The following is a 21,714-nucleotide window of genomic DNA, read 5'->3' as shown; positions in this document are numbered from 1 at the left end:
AGGTTCTTGATCCTGCCGTCCAGGTGTCGTACGGCAGAGCCCACCCACGCGTACCCCCCGCCCCAGGCACCCGTCTCTCTGTCTCCGTGAGCTGACAGCGCCGTCCGCCCCCGCCCTCGCGCCATCGTGCCTGTCGAATGAGAGGCGACCCACCATGCCGCTGCATGTCCCCCCGGCTCCCGCGCCCGCCCTTCGCTCCGTCCTCACCGCACTCGGTTCCCCCACCGCAGTCCGTGAGGCCCGAACCCCCTCCCTGGTGCGTGCCCAGGGACCCGCCACGCCCGAACTCCCGCTGCCCGTGCATGTGCTGGACCAGATCGGCCCCGCCGGCGCCCCCGTCACCCGGCTGGCAGGATGGCGTTTCCTGATCCGCTGCGGCGACCGTGCGGTGGCGGCGGCCGAGACCATGCTGACCCCCGACGGCTGGGCGTTCTCGCACTTCTTCGAGGGCCCCTACATCGCCTCCACCGAGCGCGCGCTGCGCCAGGCGGAGACCGTTCAGCAGTCCTACCAGCCCCGCCTGCTGTCGGTCCCCGGCCTGTACATGCTCACGCTCTGGCTGCACGGCGACACCACCGCGGACGCCGCCACCGGCCACCCCGCCGCCACCGATCTGCTCGTCCCCCTGGCTCCGGCGCCACCCGGTATCGCCGCCCACAGTCCGCACCAGGTCGCCGATCTGCTTCCGGTGCTCACCCTGCGGGTCACCCCCGCACCGCTGCTTTCCGCCTGACATCTCGCGGCGCGATGGCCTCTCGTACCCCGTTGCCCGGAATTCCGGGCAACGGGGTACGACGTGTTTCGCTCTTACGAGCACTCAATGGCTCGTAAGAGCCGGAATAGGCTTCTGACCAGTTCGGACTAGCCCCTTCCGACCACGATGAACCACCCGAAGTGACAGTGTGGTGGGGATGAACCATCCGCGCGGGCCGCGCGTCATCAACCTGTAAGAAGCGCTGCTGCGAAATCCCTGCGGATTGACGCCCGTGGGGCAACACTGGGTTGGAACCGACTTATCACAACGGGGGGCGGCCATGAACGAGGCTTCAAGCCGCGAAACACGCACGACAGCCATCTCACAGGTCACGACAGAGCGAAAGATCCCACCAATGTGCCAGCACCAGCCACCGTGTCCCACCGCCGAATCCGCCGACCGGGAGTCCGCCCGTCTCGTGGCGCACCACCCGGAGCAGGGATGGAGCCTGCTGTGCAACGGCGTTCTGGTCTTCGAGGACACCGGTGAGCTCCTGCCCGACGGCCAGATCATCGCGCCCCACCGCCCGCTGGGCGCCGGCTCGGTGATGACAGCCGCCTAGGCACGACCGGGCGGCGCAACGTCCCGCCCGCGGACATGAGGGGCCGGCTCGCGAACGACTGCGCACCGGCCCCGACACATGTCCGAGGGCGGTCACTCCCCGTAGTTCCTCGTGTGAGATGCCGTTCGTGGCCACAAGGGCCGTGGGCGCCCTACGACGACGATGACGGTCGTCGCCACGGGCCATCAGCGTGCCGTGAACGAAACCAGCCACCCAAGCCGTGCGCTGCCCACCGCGGAAGCACTCCGGCGTGGCCACCCTGCGTCACAGCCCCGCCCACAGCCGAGCCTCAGACAGCTGACCGGTCAGTCTTAACGCAAGTTTGACGCGGACGGCCCGCTCCTCCACCCACCCTCACGTCACTCTCCGCTTACGCTGATTCGGCCGTCCGTGTGATGGCCGGAACCGCACGCTGCGCCGCACACCAGGAGCCCGCCCGATGGCCACCACCGAGCACCCCCCGCCCAGTCGCCTGCGCTCCTGGATGCTGGAGGGCCTGTCCGACATGGGCAAGGGAGGCGGCCACACCGGACCGCACGCCCAGGTGGAGCCCGCCCACAAGGGTCAGCGGTGGTACCGGGTGATGTGTCTGACCGGCGTCGACTACTTCTCCACCCTGGGCTACCAGCCGGGCATCGCCGCGCTCGCCGCCGGACTGCTGTCCCCGATCGCGACCATCGTGCTGGTGATCGTCACTCTGGCCGGCGCCCTGCCCGTCTATCGCCGCGTGGCCAAGGAAAGCCCGCACGGCGAGGGCTCCATCGCCATGCTGGAGCGACTGCTCTCCTTCTGGCAGGGCAAGCTGTTCGTCCTGACGCTGCTGGGCTTCGCGGCCACGGACTTCCTGATCACCATCACCCTGTCCGCCGCCGACGCCTCCACCCACCTGGTGGAGAACCCGCATCTGACCAGCGCCCTGCACGACAAGCAGCTGCTGATCACGCTGATCCTGGTCGCGCTGCTCGGCGCGGTGTTCCTGAAGGGCTTCCTGGAGGCTATCGGCGTCGCGGTCGCCCTGGTGGGCATCTACCTCGCCCTGAACGCCGTCGTCGTGGTCGTGGGCCTGTGGCACGTCATCACCGCGGGCCATGTGATCACCGACTGGTCCAGTGCCCTGACCGCCGAACACGGCAACATCTTCGTCATGATCGGAGTGGCCCTCCTGGTCTTCCCGAAGCTCGCGCTCGGCCTCTCCGGCTTCGAGACCGGCGTCGCGGTGATGCCCCACGTCAAGGGCGAAGACAGCGACACCGAGGAGAGGCCCACCGGCCGCATCCGGGACACCAAGAAGCTGCTCACCACCGCGGCTCTGATCATGAGCGCGTTCCTGATCACCACCAGCTTCATCACCACCCTGCTGATCCCGGAGAAGGAGTTCGAGTCGGGCGGCGAGGCCAACGGCCGCGCGCTGGCCTACCTGGCGCACGAATACCTGGGCAACGGTTTCGGCACGGTCTACGACATCTCGACCATCGCCATCCTCTGGTTCGCCGGCGCCTCCGCCATGGCCGGTCTGCTCAACCTGATGCCGCGCTACCTGCCCCGCTACGGCATGGCCCCGCACTGGGCCCGCGCCGTGCGCCCCATGGTCATCGTCTTCACCCTGGTCGCCTTCCTGGTCACCTGGATCTTCGACGCCGACGTCGACGCGCAGGGCGGCGCCTACGCCACCGGTGTGCTGGTGCTGATCAGCTCCGCCGCGATCGCGGTGACCATCGCGGCCCGCAAGGCCGGTCAGCGCAACTGGACCATCGCCTTCGCGGTCATCTCGGCGGTGTTCCTCTACACGACGGTCGCGAACGTCATCGAGCGCCCCGACGGCGTGAAGATCGGCGCCTGCTTCATCGTCGGCATCATCCTCATCTCCCTCCTGTCCCGGCTGGCCCGCGCCTTCGAGCTCCGCGTGACCAGCGTGACGCTCGACGGCATGGCGGAACGATTCATCCGCGACATGGCCAGCCGCAAGATCCGCTTCATCGCCAACGAGCCCGATCAGCGGGACAAGGCCGAGTACCGCGACAAGATCGAGCAGATCCGGGCCGACAACGACATGCCGGAGCAGGAGGACTTCGTCTTCGTCGAGGTCACGGTCATCGACCCCTCCGAGTTCGAGGCCGGACTCACGGTGCGCGGCGAGGTGCTGCACAACCGCTACCGCGTCCTGACCCTGGAGTCCTCCTCCGTCCCCAACGCCCTGGCCGCCCTCCTCCTCCACGTCCGTGACTCGACCGGCCGCACCCCGCACATCTACTTCGAGTGGACCGAGGGCCACCCGTTCGCCAACTTCCTGCGCTTCTTCCTCTTCGGCCAGGGCGAGGTCGCCCCGGTCACCCGGGAGGTCCTGCGCGAGGCCGAGCCGGACCGCAGCCGCCGTCCCCGCGTCCACACCGGCTGAGCCCTGACTCCGGCGACGGATGGGGGACGGCGTACAGCGGCGTATGACGGCATATGCGACGTCTCCCGCACCGGGTTGCGGGACGTCCCGTCCACACCGCCGACGCGTCCCCCTATCGTGATCCACATGCAGTCCTACACGATCGGCCAGGCAGCACGGCTGCTCGGCGTGAGCCCGGACACCGCCCGCCGCTGGGCGGATGCGGGCCGGGTGGCGACCCACCGCGACGAGAGCGGACGGCGGCTCATCGACGGGCGGGACCTCGCCGCCTTCTCGGTCGAGCTGGCCAAGACGCCGGGCAGCGAGGAGGAGACCGTCTCCTACACCTCCGCCCGCAACGCCTTCCCCGGAATCGTCACCGCGATCAAGCTCGGTGACGTGGCGGCCCAGGTCGAGATCCAGGCCGGCCCGCACCGGCTGGTCTCTCTTCTGACCCGGGAGGCCGTCGAGGAACTGGGCCTGGAGGTCGGCATGGAGGCCACCGCCCGCGTGAAGTCGACAAATGTACACATCGACCGGACTTGAGTCCCATCGGAACGCACATGCACACCCGCACACCACCCTGCGCATGCTCATGCGATGAGACAGGGGCTTTTTACCTCGCAGATGCGCAGTATGATCGGCGTACCGAGAGCGGCTGACGGCCCTCCCCGCTGAGCACAGAGGAGTGGACACGTGATGACCCGTTCCGCGCGCCGGACCCACCGGACCCTGCGACTGACAGGTGCTGGCGTCGTCGCGCTGCTGGCGCTGAGCGCCTGTTCCTCCTCCGACTCCGCATCCGGCGCCGACTCCGCGGGGTCCGGCTCCTCCGCGTCGGCCTCCTCCCCAAAGCTCTCCGGCACGGTCACCGTCTTCGCCGCCGCCTCCCTGAAGGAGAGCTTCACGACCCTGGGCAAGGAGTTCGAGAAGAAGCACCCGGGCACCAAGGTCACCTTCAACTTCGCCGGCAGCGACGCCCTCGCCGCCAGCATCACCGGTGGTGCGCCGGCCGATGTCTTCGCCGCCGCCAGCCCCAAGACGATGGCGATCGTGACGGACGCGGAGAACGCGGCCGGTGCGCCCGCCACCTTCGTCCGCAACCAGCTGGAGATCGCCACCCTGCCCGGCAACCCGCACCAGGTCTCCTCCCTCAAGGACGTCACCAAGCCGGGCCTGAAGGTGGTGCTCTGCGACAAGGAGGTGCCGTGCGGCGCCGCCGCGCAGAAGGCGCTGGACGCGAGCAGGCTGAAGCTCACGCCGGTGTCCTACGAGCAGGACGTCAAGGCGGCCCTGACCAAGGTCGAGCTGAAGGAGGCGGACGCCGCCGTCGTCTACCAGACCGATGTGCAGGCGGCCGGTGACAAGGTGGAGGGCGTGGAGTTCCCCGAGTCCGCCGACGCCGTCAACGACTACCCGATCGTCCAGCTCAAGGACGCACCCAACGCCGGGGCGGCAAAGGCGTTCATCGCGCTGGTGCAGTCCCCCGAGGGCCAGCAGGTCCTGACCGAGGCCGGGTTCCTCAAGCCGTGATCTCCCCGCACGACAAGTCCGCTGCCGTGGCCGACACCCTGACGGGCGGGCCACGGCGCCGGCGTGTGCGGAACGGCGCCAGCAGGGGTGTGCCGCTGCCTCTGCTGGTGCCCGCCCTGGCAGGACTGGCGTTCCTGCTGCTGCCCCTGATCGCCCTGCTCGTCCGGGCTCCGTGGAGCAGCCTGCCGGAGCAGCTGACGAGCGCCGAGGTGTGGCAGGCCCTCAGGCTCTCGCTGGTGTGCGCCACGGCGGCCACCGCGCTGAGCCTGGTCGTCGGCGTTCCGCTGGCCTGGCTGCTGGCCCGTACGGACTTCCCGGGCCGTGGCCTGGTCCGCGCCCTGGTGACCCTGCCGCTCGTTCTGCCCCCGGTGGTGGGCGGTGTCGCCCTGCTGCTCGCCCTCGGGCGCAACGGTGTCGTAGGACAGTGGCTGGACTCGTGGTTCGGCATCACGCTGCCCTTCACCACGGCCGGCGTCATCGTCGCGGAGACCTTCGTGGCGATGCCGTTCCTCGTCATCAGCGTGGAGGGCACCCTGCGGGCCGCCGACCCGCGCTACGAGGAGGCGGCCACCACTCTGGGCGCCTCCCGCTTCACCGCGTTCCGCCGGATCACGCTCCCGCTGATCATGCCGGGCATCGCGGCGGGCTCCGTACTCGCCTGGGCGCGCGCGCTGGGCGAGTTCGGAGCCACGATCACCTTCGCGGGCAACTTCCCCGGCCGCACCCAGACCATGCCGCTCGCCGTCTACCTGGCCCTGCAGAACGACCCGGCGGCGGCCATCGCCCTCAGCCTGGTGCTGCTGGCCGTGTCGATCGCCGTCCTGGCCGGGCTGCGCGACCGCTGGATGACGGCATCATGACGACTCCGCACGGATGCTGGACGATCCCCTCATGACCGAAGCCTCACCGCCCCGCCTCGACACCGTGGCCGCGGGCGACGCGGGCCTCGACGCCCGACTCGTCGTCGAGCGCGGCCCCTTCCGCCTCGACGTGACGCTGGCCGTCGCGCCCGGGGACGTCGTCGCCCTGCTCGGGCCCAACGGCGCTGGCAAGACGACCGCTCTGCGGGCCCTGGCAGGCCTCACGCCCCTCACCGGCGGCCATCTCCGGCTGGACGGCACCTCACTGGACCGTACGCCGCCCGAGTCGCGCCCGGTCGGCGTCGTCTTCCAGGACTATCTGCTGTTCCCTCACCTCAGCGCCCTCGACAACGTGGCCTTCGGCCCGCGCTGCAGGGGCGCGACCAAGGCGGAGGCCCGCGCCCAGGCCGCCGAGTGGCTGGACCGCATGGACCTCGCCGACCACGCGTCCGCCAAGCCCCGGCGGCTCTCCGGCGGCCAGGCCCAGCGCGTCGCGCTCGCCCGCGCCCTGGCCACCGGCCCTCGTCTGCTGCTCCTCGACGAGCCGCTCGCCGCCCTCGACGCCCGCACCCGCCTGGAGGTACGCGCCCAGCTCCGGCGCCACCTCGCCGGCTTCGAGGCCGTCGCCGTCCTGGTCACGCACGACCCGCTGGACGCCATGGTGCTGGCCGACCGTCTCGTAGTCATCGAGCACGGCCGGATCGTTCAGGAGGGCACACCCGCCGACATCGCCCGCCACCCCCGTACGGACTACATCGCGCAACTGGTCGGGCTGAACCTCTACCGAGGCCTGGCGGACGGCCACACCGTCCGGCTCGACAAGGGCCCCGACATCACCACCACGGAGCTCCTCTCCGGACCCGCCTTCGTCGCCTTCCCCCCGAGCGCCGTCACCCTCTACCGGGAACGCCCGGCCGGCTCCAGCGCCCGCAACCTGTGGCGCTGCGAGGTGGCCGGCCTGGAGACCCACGGCGACCAGATCCGCGCCGACCTGACCGGCGAACTGCCCCTGGCCGCCGATGTCACCACGGTCGCCGCCGCCGAGCTGGATCTGCACACGGGCGCCGCTGTCTGGGCGACGGTCAAGGCGACGCAGACGCACGCATACCCCGCCTGAACGAACGCGCTCTACCGTGAGTGCCCATGACACTGAGCATCCGCAACCAGCTGCCCGGCACCGTCACCGAGGTCCGCCCCGGCGAGGTCATGGCCACGGTCAGGATCCGCCTGGACGGCGGCCAGGACCTCGTGGCGGCCATCACCGTGGAGGCCGTCGAACAGTTGGGCCTCACCCCGGGCACATCCGTCCGAGCCCTGGTGAAGTCGACGGAGATCTCCCTCGCCACGAGCGCGATCGAGGGCCTGTCGATCCGCAACCGGCTCCCCGGCACGATCGTCCGTCTCGGCCTCGGTGGAGCCATGGCTTCGGTGAAGGTCTCCGTGCCCGGCGGCGAACTCACGGCCGTGATCACCAAGGACGCGGCCGAAGACCTCGGCCTCTTCGTGGGCTCCGACGTGATCGCCCTGATCAAGTCGACTGAGGTGGCACTGGCCACGGCATGACAGACGGCAGAGCCCCGACCGGGCCACGGACGGGGCTCTCCTCGGACTCGCTCAGTCCTCGTACGCGTCCAGCGGCGGGCAGGAGCAGACGAGGTTCCGGTCGCCGAAGGCCTGGTCGATCCGGCGCACCGGCGGCCAGTACTTCTCCGAGGCCGGGATGCCGCCCGGGAACACGGCCTCCTCGCGCGTGTATGCGTGCTCCCACTCACCGCCCAGCGCGGCGGCGGTGTGCGGGGCGTTGCGCAGCGGGTTGTCCTCGGCCGGCCACTCGCCCGAACCGACCTTCTCGATCTCCGCGCGGATGGCGATCACCGCCTCGCAGAACCGGTCCAGCTCGGTCAGGTCCTCCGACTCGGTCGGCTCGATCATCAGCGTCCCCGCCACCGGGAACGACATCGTCGGCGCGTGGAAGCCGTAGTCGATCAGCCGCTTGGCGACATCGTCGACGCTCACGCCGGTCGCCTTGGTCAGCGGCCGCAGGTCGATGATGCACTCGTGCGCGACCAGGCCGCCCGGGCCGGTGTAGAGCACCGGGTAGTGCGGTTCCAGGCGCTTGGCGATGTAGTTGGCGGACAGCACGGCCACCTGCGTGGCCCGCTTCAGCCCCTCGCCGCCCATGAGCCGGACGTACGCCCACGAGATCGGCAGGATGCCCGCGGAGCCCCAGGGCGCGGCCGAGACCGGGCCGACGCCCGTCTCCGGGCCGGCGGCGGGCTGCATCGGGTGGTTCGGGAGGTACGGCGCCAGGTGCGCGCGCACACCGACCGGGCCGACGCCCGGGCCGCCGCCGCCGTGCGGGATGCAGAAGGTCTTGTGCAGGTTGAGGTGGGAGACGTCACCGCCGAAGTGCCCCGGCTTGGCGAGCCCCACCAGTGCGTTGAGGTTGGCTCCGTCGACGTACACCTGTCCGCCGGCCTCGTGCACCTGGGCGCAGATGTCGGCGACGTGCTCCTCGAACACTCCGTGCGTCGATGGGTACGTGATCATCAGCACCGCCAGCTCGTCGCGGTACTGCTCGATCTTCGCCCGCAGGTCCGCCACGTCGATCTCGCCGTCCTCGGCGGTCTTCACGACGACGACCTTCATGCCGGCCATGACGGCGCTGGCGGCGTTGGTGCCGTGCGCGGAGGACGGGATGAGGCACACCGTGCGCTGCTCGTCACCGTTGGCACGGTGGTAGCCGCGTACGGCGAGCAGTCCGGCCAGCTCACCCTGCGAACCGGCGTTCGGCTGGAGCGACACCTTGTCGTACCCGGTGACCTCGGCGAGCCGCTCCTCCAGCTCGCGGATGAGGGTGAGGTAGCCCTGCGCCTGCTCGGCGGGCGCGAAGGGGTGCAGCTGCCCGAACGCGGGCCAGGTGACCGGCTCCATCTCCGTGGTCGCGTTGAGCTTCATGGTGCAGGAGCCCAGCGGGATCATGCCGCGGTCGAGCGCGTAGTCACGGTCGGCGAGGCGGCGCAGGTACCGCAGCATCGCGGTCTCGGAGCGGTGCTGGTGGAAGACGGGGTGCGTGAGGTAGGCGTCGGTGCGCAGCAGCGCGTCCGCAAGCGTGTCCCGCGTCGCCGCGTCCAGCGCCTCGATGTCGCCCTCGACCCCGAACGCCGCCCACACGGCGCCGAGCTGGGCGCGTGCGGTGGTCTCGTCGCAGGCGATCGACACATGGTCGGCGTCGACGAGGTGGAGGTTGACGCCGTTCTCCCGCGCGCCGGCGACGACATCGGCGGCGCGGCCCGGCACCTTGGCGGTGAGGGTGTCGAAGTAGGAGCCGTGCACGATCTCGACGCCGCCCGCCGTCAGCCCCGCGGCGAGGATCGTGGCGTACCGGTGGGTGCGCCGGGCGATGCCCTTCAGGCCCTCCGGCCCGTGATAGACGGCGTACATGCCCGCCATCACGGCGAGCAGCACCTGCGCGGTGCAGATGTTGCTGGTGGCCTTCTCCCGGCGGATGTGCTGCTCTCGGGTCTGCAGGGCGAGCCGGTAGGCCTTGTTGCCGTCCGCGTCCACGGAGACGCCGACCAGACGCCCGGGCAGGCTGCGCGCGAACTTCTCGTGCACCGCCATGTAGCCGGCGTGCGGACCGCCGAAGCCCATCGGCACACCGAAGCGCTGGGTCGTACCGATCGCGATGTCCGCGCCGAGTTCACCGGGCGACTTCAGCAGGGTGAGCGCGAGCAGGTCGGCCGCGACCGTGACCAGCGCGCCGAGCTCGTGCGCCTGCTCGATGACCGCCTTGATGTCGCGTACGGCACCGGAGGCGCCCGGGTACTGGAGGAGCACGCCGTTGATCTCACGCGCGGCGATGCCGGCCGGGATGCCCTCGCTGAGGTCGGCGACGACGACCTCGACGCCGGTCGGTTCGGCACGGGTCTCGATCACGGCGATGGTCTGCGGCAGCGCGTCCGCGTCGATCAGGAAGAGGCCCTTCTTGTTCTTCCCCATGCGCCGGGACAGCGCCATCGCCTCCGCGGCGGCGGTCCCCTCGTCGAGCAGTGAGGCACCGGAGGTCGGCAGGCCGGTGAGCTCGGCGACCATGGTCTGGAAGTTCAGCAAGGCTTCGAGCCGCCCCTGGGAGATCTCCGGCTGGTAGGGCGTGTAGGCCGTGTACCAGGCCGGGTTCTCCATCACATTGCGCAGGATCACCGGCGGGGTGAAGGTCCCGTAGTACCCGAGCCCGATCATCGAGTCCAGGACCTGGTTGCCGTCGGCCAGCGAGCGCAGCTCGGCCAGCACCTCGGGCTCGGTCCGGGCACCCGGCAGGTCCAGCGCGTCGGCGTTCTTGATCACATCCGGGACCGCTGCGGCGGTGAGTTCGTCGAGGGAGCCGTAGCCGACCTGCGCGAGCATCTTGGCCCGGGCCTCGTGGTCGGGGCCGATGTGGCGCTGCTCGAAGGGGATTCCCTGCTCGAGCTCGGTGAGCGGAATGCGATGGGCGGTCATTACGGAGGCCTCCTGGTCATACGCGACCTTCGAGGGGCACCACGGCGCGGGTACCCGGACGGCCTCCCCCTCTGTCATCTCAACCTGAGAGCTTCACCGGACCGCCCGAAGGCTCCCGGCTTTCACCGTCGGTGAGAGCGGAAGCCGTCGACAACCGCCCTTCTTTCCAGAGTGACCTCGTCCGTGCGGTACGTGGGCCTGAGAGATTCCGGGGAGGATTTGCTCCTTCGGCGCCTCCGATGGTGTCTGGAGGACTCTCCCGCGCGGGGTCAGCAGCCGCTTGCCAGCGTACCAGCGAGGGCAGACACCGGGCCTTCGAGTGGCCACCAACCTGAATGTGTTCTTTTGTAGTGCCTACGGATGAGTTGCGACCAGTTGGAGGGACCGTGCAGACCGACATCGATCCGCGCAACCTGATCGGCCGCAAGGCGTTCGACCGCAACGGCACCAAGATCGGCACGATCGACGAGGTGTACCTCGACGACGCGACGGGCGAGCCGGAGTGGGCAGCCATACGGACCGGCCTGTTCAGCAGGGATGCCTTCGTGCCCCTGGAGCCCAGCCAACTGGTCGAGGGCACCCTGCATGTGCCCTTCGACCGGGCCCTGATCAAGGACGCCCCCGACTTCGGCGTCGGCCGGCATCTCTCACCGGAGCAGGAGCTGCAGCTGTACCACCACTACGGCCTCGACGTGGCCCCTCCTCCCGCGTTCCCGGACCGCGACTTCGGCAAGGTGGCGGGCCCGGACGAGTCCTGAGACACGGCGGTCCCCGGGCCGTCGGGGCCGTCGGGTCTTCGCGTCCCGAGCGGCGTGGGCGACTCGTGCGATGCGGGTGGCAGGTGTGATGCGGGTGGCAGGTGCGGCTCGTTCGAGGCGGGTGCACAGGGTGGCTCGTGCGGTGCTGGTGGCGGCATGTGCGGTACGAGGGGCAGCGGATCCGCCGGTTCCAGGTCCGGGTCGTCGACCTGGAAGGTGCGCACGCGCCCGGGCTCCGAGTCGGGTGTCTCGAACCGCACTGTGACCCGGCCGAGGCCGCTGCCCTGCACCCACCCGTGCCCGTACTCGGCATGCCGCACATCGTGCCCCGCCGGCCACCGCCGCTCCACGGGCGCCTCCGGCTCGCCCTCGGGCCGGTCGTCGCTCTCCTCCGGGGGACGGTCCGCCCGCTCCTCCCCGGCCGCCTGCGCGAACAGGTCCTCCTGTGTGTAGTCCGCGAGTCCGCTGACCCCCACGCCGAGCAGCCGTACGCCGCCCGTGGTGTCCACAGCGTCCAGCAGCCGGGCCGCGGCCTCCCGCACCACCGCCGGGTCGTCCGTGGGCCCGCGCAGCGTCTCGGAGCGGGTCAATGTGGAGAAGTCGTAGCGCCGCACCTTCAGGACGATGGTCCGCCCGGACAGCCCCGCCCCGCGCAGCCGCCGCACGCACCGGTCCGCCAGCCGCTGCACCTCCAGCCCCACCCGCACCCGGTCATGGATGTCCACGTCGTAGGTGTCCTCCACCGACACCGACTTCGTCTCCCGCTCGGCCACCACGGGCCGCTCGTCGTGCGCCAGTGCCATGGCGTACAACCCATGGCCATGGGCCTTGCCCAGCAGCCGTACGAGCTCGTCATCGCCCGCCTCCGCGATCTCGTCGACCGTGGTGATCCCGGCCCGCCGCAGATGGTCGCCCGTCGCCGGCCCCACCCCCGGCAGCGTCCGCACCGACATGGGCCCGAGCAGGGCACGCTCGGTCCCCGGCTCGATCACCACCAGCCCGTCCGGCTTGGCCTGCTCCGAGGCGATCTTCGCGAGCATCTTGGAGGCCGCGAGCCCCACGGAACCCGTGAGCCCCGTGACCGCGCGTATGTCGGCGCGCAGCTTGACACCCGCCAGCCGGGCCGAGGCCTCGTCCCATGCCACTCCCCCGGCCTCCAGGTCCACGAACGCCTCGTCCAGACTCAGCGGCTCCACCAGCGGCGACAGCGAGCGCAGGAGCCCCATCACCTGCTCGCTGATCGACTTGTAGAAGCCGAAGCGCGGCACGAGATACGCGGCGTTCGGCGCCAGCCGACGGGCCTGGGCCATGGGCATCGCCGAATGGACACCGAACACACGGGCCTCGTACGACGCGGTCGCCACCACTCCCCGCGGCCCCAGCCCGCCCACGACGACGGCCTTCCCGCGCAGGCTCGGCTTGGATGCCTGCTCTGCCGAGGCGAAGAAGGCATCCATGTCGAGATGCAGGATCGTGGGCGCGGTTCTCACATCTCCGATGCTGCCCTACGCCACTGACAATGCCGTGCCGGAAAGCCGGGGCCTCTCAGACCGCCCGGTTGCGGCGCCGCGCCAGCTCGTCCGCGGGGTTGTGGCCGACGAGGGTCTCCCCGGTGTCGACCCGCTCGCCGTGCAGCTGTGAGAGCGCGCTTTCCACGTCCCGCCACACCACGCCCACGGCGATGCCGAAGATGCCCTGACCGCCCTGGAGCAGGGCGTGGACCTCGTCGGGCGAGGTGCACTCGTAGACCGTGGCACCGTCGCTCATCAGCGTCATGCGCTCCAGGTCGCGGAAACCGCGTTCCCTGAGGTGCAGGACGGCGGTGCGGATGTTCTGCAGTGACACTCCGGTGTCCAGGAAACGCTTGACGATCTTCAGGACGACGACGTCCCGGAAGCTGTACAGACGCTGTGTGCCGGAGCCGTACGCGGGTCGCACGCTCGGTTCGACGAGACCCGTGCGAGCCCAGTAGTCCAGTTGCCGATAGGTGATGCCGGCGGCCGCACAGGCCGTCGGGCCCCGGTAGCCGATCTCCTCGGACGCCATCGACGCCGCCCCTCCGCTGCTCGGCACGGCCGCCGGTCGCTGCGGAGCGTGGTCGGCCGCGCTGATGTGAAGCGGGTACGGACCGCTCGCCCCGAGACTGCCTCCGGGAGCGCCCCCAACCGTACCGTCGCCGCTGCTTCTCACGCCGACCTCCGTCCTTGACCTGCCTCCTCGACGGTAGGCAGTCACCCGGGGTGCGTCAACGATCGCCACACTCGGCACGCCGAGTGATAATCACCCTAGGAGTGGTTTACCGTACCCCGCCGCGGGGAAAGGCTAGCCGAATGCGCCCGGAGGGGTACGCAGGACGCTCTTATGCGCCCCCGGCGAATGCCGGCGTTGGGGCCGTTACCAGCCGTGCACCGGCCCGTCACGGACCGCAAGCCCGCCGGGCCGGCATGTCTCACTGGCTGCTGGTGCCGAAGTCCTCGGGAGAGATCTGGTCGAGGAACTCGCGGAACTTCTCCACCTCGTCCTCCTGCTCGTCCGGGATCGCGATGCCGGCGTCGTCGAGCACGCCGTCGCTGCCGTAGATCGGCGTCCCGGTACGCAGTGCGAGCGCTATGGCGTCGGACGGGCGGGCGCTGACCTCCACCCCGCTGGCGAAGACCAACTCCGCGTAGAAGACGCCCTCACGAAGATCCGTGATGCGCACCTCGGTGAGCTCCTGACCGACGGCCTCCAGCACGTCCTTGAACAGGTCGTGGGTCAGCGGTCGCGCGGGGGCCATGCCCTGCTGGGCGAAAGCGATCGCCGTGGCCTCCCCCGGCCCGATCCAGATGGGGAGGTAGCGGTCGCCTCCCACTTCACGCAGGAGCACGATCGGTTGGTTGGAGGGCATTTCGACCCGGACACCTACGACATCGAGCTCGTTCACACAGCAACCCTAGGCCGTGCCCGGGATGTTTGGGTAGTCGGGCCGGAAAGGCGCGGCCGATACGGCCTGACGGCACCCGCCTGTTCAGGGCAGACGGACCCCGAGCGCGGTCTGTACCAGCGCCGCGTGCAGCTTCACCGTGAGCCCCGCCAGTTCCTTGGTGCGGGCCTCCGCGTGTGCCCTCGTCTGTGGATTGCGGTGGCGCTTGAGCGGGGCCACCACCTGGTCCACGAGCCCGGCCTCACGGTCCGCGGCAGCCTTCATCAGCCGAATATGCCGCGGCTCGATCCCGAACCGCCCGAGCTCGGCGACGAGCGCCGCCACCGTCACCGCCTCGGCGTCGTACGCCCCGTCCGCAAGCGGGGTGATGAGTCCGTAGGACTCCCATTCCTGCAGTTCCTGCTCGCCGACCTCGGCGGCGGCGAGCAGCTCGGCCCGTCCGATCCGGGCCGCCGTCGGCGTGTCGGAGGCTTCCACGACGGCCTCGCCGTCCCGCTGGCGGCCCACGGCCGGCAGCTGTACGGCCTCACCGCGCTCCATGGCGTCCAGATGTTCCCGGATCACCTTGAGGGGCAGATAGTGGTCCCGCTGCATCCGCAGGACGTGACCGAGCCGCTCGACATCGTGGGCGCTGAACTTGCGATAGCCGGAGGGGGCGCGCTGCGGCTCGATGAGCCCCTCCGACTCCAGGAAACGGATCTTGGAGATGGTGACTTCGGGAAACTCGTCGCGCAGCACGTTCAGAACCGTGCCGATGCTCATCAGCCCACTGTCCGCGGCGGCGGTGCCGGGCACGGCACCGCCGCTCAGTGATCGATGCATGGACCTTCCCTGGGGGTCCTCCGGACGAGTCCGGGGGAGAGTCAGTAGCCCCGCTGGCTTGCGTAGAAGACCAGGCGGTACTTGCCGATCTGCACCTCGTCACCGTTCGACAGGGCGACCTGGTCGATCCGCTCCCGGTTGACGTAGGTACCGTTCAGACTGCCGACGTCGGCCACCGTGAACGAACCGTCCGGGCTGCGGCGGAACTCCACGTGTCGACGCGAGACCGTCACGTCGTCCAGGAAGATGTCGCTCTGCGGATGACGCCCGGCCGTGGTCAGATCGCCGTCCAGCAGGAAGCGGCTGCCCGAGTTCGGGCCGCGGCGCACCACCAGGAGCGCGGAACCGAGCGGGAGCGCGTCGACGGCCGCCTGCGCCTCCGGGGAGAGCATCGGCATCTGCGTCTGGCCGGTGGCCTCCGAGTCGTAGGCCTCCAGTCCGGAGATGGAGATCGTCGAGGTCGTCTCGGACGGACGCTCGGCCGCCGCTCCGGCCCGCAGCGGCGCACCGCAGTTGGAGCAGAAGCGGCTGTTCTCCGCGTTGCGGTTACCGCACCTCGTACACACCTGGGCCGCCATAGGGGAAAACCCTCCACCCGTACTTGAGGTTGACGGTTGCCCGAAACCTATGCCTCCGGACTGGGCAGGGTCAACAGACGGCGCGCCCTGGCCACCGGAAATGTCACCACCCGGGGCAGGCACCTGGTCCCGGAACAGTGGGCGCTGACCCTCGTCGGGCTGTGCGCGATGACGGGCGGTCGCATTGCCGCTGCCCTCTCGCGCGCTCTTGCCGAACAACTTCGCAAACAACTTCACGGGCGATTCCCCTTGACCGAAACAGACCCGCCCGTGGGGCAGGACGAACCCTGATTGAACACACCGGTCGACCCGGACATCCTCACAACGTCCGTATCCACCAGACAGTTTCCACCACGCACCACCCAATCGGTGCGCCGACCCCCCGCAACGTCATGCCCTCGCCCGACGTACCCCATGCACCCGCGGTTCACCGGGAGGACGACCGAGCGTAGTCAGGCCGCTGCGCGGCTCGCAAGGCGTCCACGACGATCTTGTCCGACCGCTCGACGGTCACGATGGCCTGCTCCTTCTCCAGCGTCTGGACCACGCCTCCAGGGATGTTGAGCGCCGGTTCGAGGTCCTTCGGGTTGCCGATGACCTGGAAACGATACGGGGCATTGATCTTGTTCCCGTCGACGCTCACACCGTTGTCGGAGTCCGTGAGGTAGGTGCCGGCGACCACTCGGACGTCGTTCACCTGGATCGCCTCCGCGCCTGCCGCACGCAGTTCCTGGATCGCGTCGAGCAGCATGTCCGCCTCGACCGTCCCCTTCGTGTCGTCGATCGTGATCGTGATGCCGGGCCCCTGGGCTGCCACCGTGCCCGCCAGGATGCCGAGTTGTCTCTCCTTCTCGACCGTCTGCTTGCGTGCCTCCTCGGCCTGGTCCGAGCTGTTCTCCAGCTCGTCGCGCTGCTTCTCGAGCCCCTGCTTCTCGTCTTCAAGACGCTGAGTTCGGTCATCCAGTTCATCGAGAATGCGAACAAGATCTTCCTGACGTGCCCCCCGCAGCGCGCTGTCGCTGTCGCTGTTCGAGGCGACCTGGACGGCCAGACCGAATCCGAGGCCGAACAGCAGCAGAGCGACGATGAGTTGGGCCCGGCTGGCCCTCGGCGGCCACAGGCCTTTCACCAGGCGCTGCCGACCGGTGAGCCCGGGCTCCGGCTCGCGGACCTCGTCGGCCTCGGGCGCCGTCGCCGGCACCTCCTCGGGCAGCTCCTTGCGCAGCCTGTTCTCGGGCGTCGCGTCCTCGTTGCTCATCGGCCTCACGCCCGGAAGACGTGCCGGCGGATCGCCGCGGCGTTGGAGAAGATGCGGATCCCGAGAACGACCACGACACCGGTCGACAACTGGGCTCCGACGCCGAGCTTGTCGCCCAGGAACACAATCAGCGCGGCCACCACCACGTTGGACAGGAACGACACCACGAAGACCTTGTCGTCGAAGATCCCGTCGAGCATGGCCCGCAGACCGCCGAACACGGCGTCCAGCGCCGCCACGACGGCGATCGGCAGATAAGGCTCGACGACCGCCGGAACCTCAGGCCGGACCAACAGGCCGGCCACGACTCCCACGACGAGGCCCAGTACGGCGATCACGATGTGCCCTTCTCAGTTATCGGCTGTGCTGTTCGTACGATCACACTCGGTGCGGCGGGCAGCCGGAGGTCGTTCTCCACGGAGATGCTCGTCCGGATCCCGTAGCTCTCCTGCAGGGCGTGCAGATACAGCCCGTCGGCGCTGTTCTGGAACCTGGTGCTCAGCCTTTCCCCGTCCCCCACGGCCAGCACCGTATACGGCGGAACCAGCGGCTTGTTGTCGACCAGTATCGCGTCACCGGCTGCCCTGATGGCCGACAGGGCCGTCAGCCGCTGACCGTTGATGGACACGGCCTCGGCGCCCGACTCCCACAGTCCGTTGACCACGCGCTGCATGTCGCGGTCGCGCACCCGCCCGGTGTCGGAGAAGCCGGAGGTCTCACGCGGGTCGCCGTCGCCGCCCGTGGTGGCTTGCTTGGCGTCGTTCACGACCAGCTTCACCCCGGGTCCATGCACCGCGGTGGCGCCCGACAGGATTCCGACCAGTTCCGCCTGGGCGCTGCCGCCGGTCTCCCTGAGCGCCTCGCGCTGCCGCCGGCTCACGTCGTCGCGCAGCGTGTCCACGGTCCCCTCGAGCTTGTTCGCGGCCTCCGTCTCCCGGTCGATCCGGTCGATCAGCTCCTCGCGCTCCTTGGCGACCACCGGCGCCGCCACGCGCGCCTGCGCCGCTCCCACGGTCACCACGAGCGCCGCCAGCACCAGACCGGCGGCGAGACCGAGCTTCGCCCTGAGCGTCTTGGGCAGGCCGCCGGTCCCGTCGGCCCGCTTCCGGGCGGCAGCCTCGGCGTATCCGTCGTCGAGGCTGTGATCCATGACGTTGGTGAGCAGCGACATGGAGGCGTCCGGACGCGGGGGGCGCGTGGGTGTGCTCCGAACGGGGGGCGGCTGCGGCATGCCGCACATCGTCGCACGTCGCGACCACTACCTCCGAATGGCCCCACCGGCGTGCCGGACAGGCCCCCTTGGGGACACTTGTCCGGCACGCGCGCGTGCTCCGTTTTCAGCGTCCGGCGCTGTCCACGACCGCCGCCCACTCGTCGAGCAGGGCCTGGGCGGAGGCGTCGTCCGGCCCTTCGGCCCACAGATGAGTGACGGCCTCGGCCGGGTCCGGCAGCACCATCACCCAGCGACCGTCGGTCTCCACGACCCGCACACCGTCGGTCGTGTCGACAAAGCGATCTCCTGCCGCCTCCACGACCCGTCGCATCACAAGTCCCTTGACGGCCCACGGAGTGGCCAGATCCCGTTTGAGGACATGCGCCCGCGGAATCCGCGCGTCGATCTGGCTGAGCGTGAGCTGGGTCCGCGCCACCAGGCCGATCAGTCGTACGAAGGCGGCCGCACCGTCGAAGACTCTGCTGAACTCCGGGACGATGAACCCGCCCTTGCCGTCCCCGCCGAAAATGGTCGAGTCGTCGCCGCCGACCCTGGTGAGGTCGTCGGGCGAGGTCGTGGTCCACTCCACCTGCGTTCCGTGATACGCCGCCACCTGCTCGGCAATCCTCGTGGTGGTCACCGGCAGCGCCACCCGCCCGCTGCGGCGCTCCGCGGCGACCAGGTCGAGCATGACCAGCAGCGCCCGGTCGTCCTCGACGATGCGCCCCTTCTCGTCGACCAGCGACAGCCGCTCACCGACGGGATCGAAGCGCACCCCGAACGCGGCCCGCGCGGACGCCACGATCTCGCCGAGCCGCACCAGCCCCGACCGGCGTGCGTCCGCGGTCTCCGTCGGCCTCGACTCGTCCAGACCCGGATTGATGGTCAGGGAGTCCACCCCGAGCTTGCCGAGCAGACTGGGCAGCACCAGTCCCGCGCTGCCGTTGGACGCGTCCACGACGACCTTGAGCTCCGACTCGGAGATGCCGGTCGTGTCGACGTTCCTGAGCAGCGACCCGGTGTACGAATCGAAGACGCTCGCGGGGAAGTGCAGATCGCCGATCTCTCCGGGGAACGCGCGCCGGTACTCCTGCCGCGCGAACACCCGGTCCAGCTTGCGCTGGCTCGCCTGCGACAGGTCGGCCCCCTGCCCGTCGAAGAACATGATGTCGACGGAGTCCGGCACCCCCGGCGTGGTGCGGATCATGATGCCACCGGCACTGCCGCGCCCGGTCTGCTGCCGGGCGACCGGCAGCGGTACGTTCTCCAGGTCCCGTACGTCGATGGCGCTGGCCTGGAGCGCCGAGATGACCGCCCGCTTGAGCGCCCGGGCGCCTCGGGAGTGGTCGCGGGCCGTGGTGACGGTGGAGCCCTTCTTGAGCGTGGTGGCGTAGGCGCCGGCCAGCCGCACCGCGAGCTCCGGTGTGATCTCGACATTCAGGATGCCGGACACCCCGCGCGCTCCGAAGAGATGGGCCTGTCCCCTGGATTCCCAGATGACGGAGGTGTTGACGAACGCACCGGCCTCGATCGTCTTGAACGGGTAGACCCGCACATTGCCCTGAACGATGGACTCTTCGCCGATCAGACACTCGTCGCCGATGACCGCGCCGTCCTCGATCCGCGCCGCCCGCATGATGTCGGTGTTCTTGCCGACCACGCATCCGCGCAGATTGCTGTGCTGACCGACGTACACGTTGTCATGAACAACAGCCCTGTGCAGAAAGGCCCCGGTCTTCACCACGACGTTGGATCCGATGACCGTATGCTCGCGAATTTCCGCGCCGGCCTCGACCTTGGCGTAGTCCCCGACATAGAGAGGCCCACGGAGGACGGCGTCGGGATGCACCTCGGCACCCTCGGCCACCCATACGCCCGGAGAGAGCTCGAATCCGTCGATCTCGACGTCGACCTTGCCCTCCAGCACGTCGGCCTGCGCCTTCACATAGCTTTCGAGCGTGCCGACGTCCTCCCAGTAGCCCTCCGCGACATAGCCGTAGACGGGCTTGCCCTCCTTCATCAACTGCGGGAACACATCGCCGGACCAGTCGACGGGCACATCGGGCTCGACATAGTCGAAGACCTCGGGCTCCATCACATAGATGCCTGTATTGACGGTGTCGGAGAAAACCTGACCCCAGGTCGGCTTCTCGAGGAAGCGCTCGACCTTCCCCTCCTCGTCGACAATGGTGATGCCGAATTCCAGAGGGTTGGGCACTCGCGTCAGACAGACCGTGACCAGCGCGCCCTTTTCCTTGTGGAAATTGATGAGCTCGGTGAGATCGAAGTCGGTCAGCGCATCGCCGGAGATGACGAGGAAGGCATCGTCCTTCAACGCCTCCTCGGCGTTCTTGACGCTTCCGGCGGTACCGAGTGGCTTCTCCTCATTGGCATAGCTGAGCTCCATACCGAGCTCCTCGCCGTCACCGAAATAGTTCTTGACCAGCGAGGCCAGGAACTGGACCGTAACGACGGTCTCATTGAGCCCATGCCTTTTGAGCAGCCGCAGAACATGCTCCATGATCGGCCGGTTGGCCACTGGCAGGAGCGGCTTGGGCATGCTTGAGGTCATGGGGCGAAGGCGCGTGCCTTCGCCTCCGGCCATCACGACGGCCTTCATGTCGGAAGCGTCCTCCTCGAAGAGACGACGGTCTAGCCGACTACACCCGTCAAATTGTCCCGCACTTTTCCACCGCGGGCCATCCAGCCGTTACGGCCGCACCAATCGGCGGGGTCAATCGGCCATGGCGTCCGCGCGGACGAGGCGGCGGACTTGTACCACGTAGAGGACTCCTGCCCACCAGTAGAGCGTTGTACCCCACCCTGCGAACGCCCATCCGAAAATAGCAGCGAGTGACGCGATCCAGCCACTTCCGTCACTGAGCAGAAGCAACGGGAAGGCGTACATCAAGTTGAAGGTCGCGGCCTTGCCCAGGAAGTTCACCTGCGGGGGCGGATAGCCATGGCGCCTGAGGATGCCCACCATCACCAGCAGGACCAACTCCCGCGCCAGAAGTGCAGCAGTCAACCAGACTGGCAGAATCTCACGCCAGGTAAGTCCGACCAGAGTTGAGAGGATGTAAAGCCGGTCGGCCGCGGGATCAAGGAGCCGGCCAAGGCTGCTGATCTGGTTCCAACGCCGCGCCAGCTTGCCGTCCAGGTAGTCGCTGACACCGCTCAACGCGAGCACCAGAAGCGCCCAGCCGTCACTCTTGGGGCCACCGAACTCAGGCCTGAGAATCAGCCACAGGAAGAGCGGCACACCCACGAGCCGCGCCATGCTGAGGATATTGGGGATGGTGAGCACCCGGTCCGTCTGGACGCGGGTCTCCTGGACCTCCACCCGGGAGCCTCCTGTGGGAAACGTGCCGACGATGCCCCCTGACCTTACCTCAACGCAAAAAAGCTCTGGCTCCTGGGCTGTGTGCCCAAGAGCCAGAGCTGTAAAAGGAGTTCGGCGGCGTCCTACTCTCCCACAGGGTCCCCCCTGCAGTACCATCGGCGCTGTAAGGCTTAGCTTCCGGGTTCGGAATGTAACCGGGCGTTTCCCTCACGCTATAACCACCGAAACACTATGAA

At 69.2% G+C, this 21,714-nt stretch carries 20 protein-coding genes, 1 rRNA gene and 1 riboswitch; of the genes, 9 read left to right on the top strand and 12 right to left on the bottom strand.

The window, feature by feature from the left end; translation table 11 throughout:
* Positions 1-154: 154 nt before the first annotated feature.
* From F7R91_RS35770 to F7R91_RS35735, 8 genes are all read left to right on the top strand, one after another.
* Positions 155-733, top strand: a complete 579-nt coding sequence (locus F7R91_RS35770) for a hypothetical protein (RefSeq protein WP_150956934.1) — start codon at positions 155-157, stop codon at positions 731-733.
* 376 nt (positions 734-1,109) lie between these two features.
* A complete protein-coding gene (locus F7R91_RS35765) occupies positions 1,110-1,316 on the top strand; it encodes a DUF5999 family protein (protein ID WP_150956931.1) in 207 nt (68 codons plus the stop codon).
* Between the two features lie 439 nt (positions 1,317-1,755).
* A complete protein-coding gene (locus tag F7R91_RS35760; RefSeq protein WP_150956928.1) occupies positions 1,756-3,711 on the top strand; it encodes an APC family permease in 1,956 nt (651 codons plus the stop codon).
* A 126-nt stretch (positions 3,712-3,837) separates the two neighbouring features.
* Entirely contained in the window at positions 3,838-4,236 is a 399-nt protein-coding gene (locus F7R91_RS35755) for a TOBE domain-containing protein (RefSeq protein ID WP_150956925.1), read from the top strand.
* A gap of 153 nt (positions 4,237-4,389) precedes the next feature.
* Positions 4,390-5,223, top strand: coding sequence for a molybdate ABC transporter substrate-binding protein (gene modA, locus F7R91_RS35750; RefSeq protein ID WP_150956922.1), 834 nt, complete (start codon positions 4,390-4,392; stop codon positions 5,221-5,223).
* Positions 5,223-6,083, top strand: a complete 861-nt coding sequence (locus F7R91_RS35745; protein ID WP_150957086.1) for an ABC transporter permease — start codon at positions 5,223-5,225, stop codon at positions 6,081-6,083. Before modA ends, F7R91_RS35745 begins: the two co-directional genes overlap by 1 nt.
* 31 nt (positions 6,084-6,114) lie before the next feature.
* Complete coding sequence (locus F7R91_RS35740; RefSeq protein WP_150956919.1) at positions 6,115-7,200, top strand: ABC transporter ATP-binding protein; 1,086 nt, start codon at positions 6,115-6,117, stop codon at positions 7,198-7,200.
* A gap of 26 nt (positions 7,201-7,226) precedes the next feature.
* Complete coding sequence (locus tag F7R91_RS35735) at positions 7,227-7,646, top strand: TOBE domain-containing protein (RefSeq protein ID WP_150956917.1); 420 nt, start codon at positions 7,227-7,229, stop codon at positions 7,644-7,646.
* A gap of 51 nt (positions 7,647-7,697) precedes the next feature.
* Here F7R91_RS35735 and gcvP read toward each other — a convergent pair whose 3' ends face one another.
* Complete coding sequence (gcvP, locus tag F7R91_RS35730) at positions 7,698-10,583, bottom strand: aminomethyl-transferring glycine dehydrogenase (RefSeq protein ID WP_150956914.1); 2,886 nt, start codon at positions 10,581-10,583, stop codon at positions 7,698-7,700.
* Positions 10,584-10,759: 176 nt separating this feature from the next.
* Positions 10,760-10,855: riboswitch (glycine riboswitch) on the bottom strand.
* A 114-nt stretch (positions 10,856-10,969) separates the two neighbouring features.
* On the opposite strand from gcvP, the gene F7R91_RS35725 reads away from it, so the two are divergent.
* The gene (locus F7R91_RS35725) at positions 10,970-11,341 is read left to right on the top strand and encodes a PRC-barrel domain-containing protein (RefSeq protein ID WP_191971790.1); all 372 of its coding nucleotides are present in this window, start codon (positions 10,970-10,972) and stop codon (positions 11,339-11,341) included.
* Here F7R91_RS35725 and F7R91_RS35720 read toward each other — a convergent pair.
* From F7R91_RS35720 to rrf, 11 genes are all read right to left on the bottom strand, one after another.
* On the bottom strand, positions 11,263-12,831 hold the full coding sequence (locus F7R91_RS35720) for a DNA polymerase IV (protein WP_150956908.1): 1,569 nt from the start codon (positions 12,829-12,831) through the stop codon (positions 11,263-11,265). The genes F7R91_RS35725 and F7R91_RS35720 overlap by 79 nt on opposite strands.
* A gap of 55 nt (positions 12,832-12,886) precedes the next feature.
* Positions 12,887-13,531, bottom strand: coding sequence for a MerR family transcriptional regulator (locus F7R91_RS35715; protein WP_150956905.1), 645 nt, complete (start codon positions 13,529-13,531; stop codon positions 12,887-12,889).
* A 259-nt stretch (positions 13,532-13,790) separates the two neighbouring features.
* The gene (locus F7R91_RS35710) at positions 13,791-14,264 is read right to left on the bottom strand and encodes a bifunctional nuclease family protein (protein WP_004002801.1); all 474 of its coding nucleotides are present in this window, start codon (positions 14,262-14,264) and stop codon (positions 13,791-13,793) included.
* Positions 14,265-14,348: 84 nt separating this feature from the next.
* Positions 14,349-15,086 (bottom strand): transcriptional regulator FtsR, encoded by a 738-nt coding sequence (ftsR, locus tag F7R91_RS35705; protein ID WP_150956902.1) that lies wholly within the window; start codon positions 15,084-15,086, stop codon positions 14,349-14,351.
* A gap of 41 nt (positions 15,087-15,127) precedes the next feature.
* The gene (locus F7R91_RS35700) at positions 15,128-16,030 is read right to left on the bottom strand and encodes an FHA domain-containing protein (RefSeq protein WP_150956899.1); all 903 of its coding nucleotides are present in this window, start codon (positions 16,028-16,030) and stop codon (positions 15,128-15,130) included.
* Positions 16,031-16,091: 61 nt separating this feature from the next.
* Positions 16,092-16,922 (bottom strand): DUF881 domain-containing protein, encoded by an 831-nt coding sequence (locus F7R91_RS35695; RefSeq protein WP_150956896.1) that lies wholly within the window; start codon positions 16,920-16,922, stop codon positions 16,092-16,094.
* A gap of 5 nt (positions 16,923-16,927) precedes the next feature.
* Positions 16,928-17,260: a small basic family protein gene (locus tag F7R91_RS35690; RefSeq protein ID WP_003988855.1), complete on the bottom strand. Its 333-nt coding sequence runs from the start codon at positions 17,258-17,260 to the stop codon at positions 16,928-16,930.
* Positions 17,257-18,162, bottom strand: coding sequence for a DUF881 domain-containing protein (locus F7R91_RS35685; RefSeq protein ID WP_150956893.1), 906 nt, complete (start codon positions 18,160-18,162; stop codon positions 17,257-17,259). Before F7R91_RS35685 ends, F7R91_RS35690 begins: the two co-directional genes overlap by 4 nt.
* A 97-nt stretch (positions 18,163-18,259) precedes the next feature.
* Positions 18,260-20,755, bottom strand: a complete 2,496-nt coding sequence (locus F7R91_RS35680; RefSeq protein ID WP_150956890.1) for a mannose-1-phosphate guanyltransferase — start codon at positions 20,753-20,755, stop codon at positions 18,260-18,262.
* Between the two features lie 114 nt (positions 20,756-20,869).
* Positions 20,870-21,478: a CDP-alcohol phosphatidyltransferase family protein gene (locus F7R91_RS35675; protein WP_150956888.1), complete on the bottom strand. Its 609-nt coding sequence runs from the start codon at positions 21,476-21,478 to the stop codon at positions 20,870-20,872.
* Positions 21,479-21,587: 109 nt separating this feature from the next.
* A 5S ribosomal RNA gene (rrf, locus tag F7R91_RS35670) occupies positions 21,588-21,704 on the bottom strand.
* Between the last annotated feature and the right edge of the window lie 10 nt (positions 21,705-21,714).

The sequence above is a fragment of the Streptomyces luteolifulvus genome (genome assembly GCF_008806595.1).
Taxonomy (GTDB): Bacteria; Actinomycetota; Actinomycetes; order Streptomycetales; family Streptomycetaceae; genus Streptomyces; species Streptomyces luteolifulvus.
This window is presented reverse-complemented; position numbering and strand designations above follow the sequence as displayed.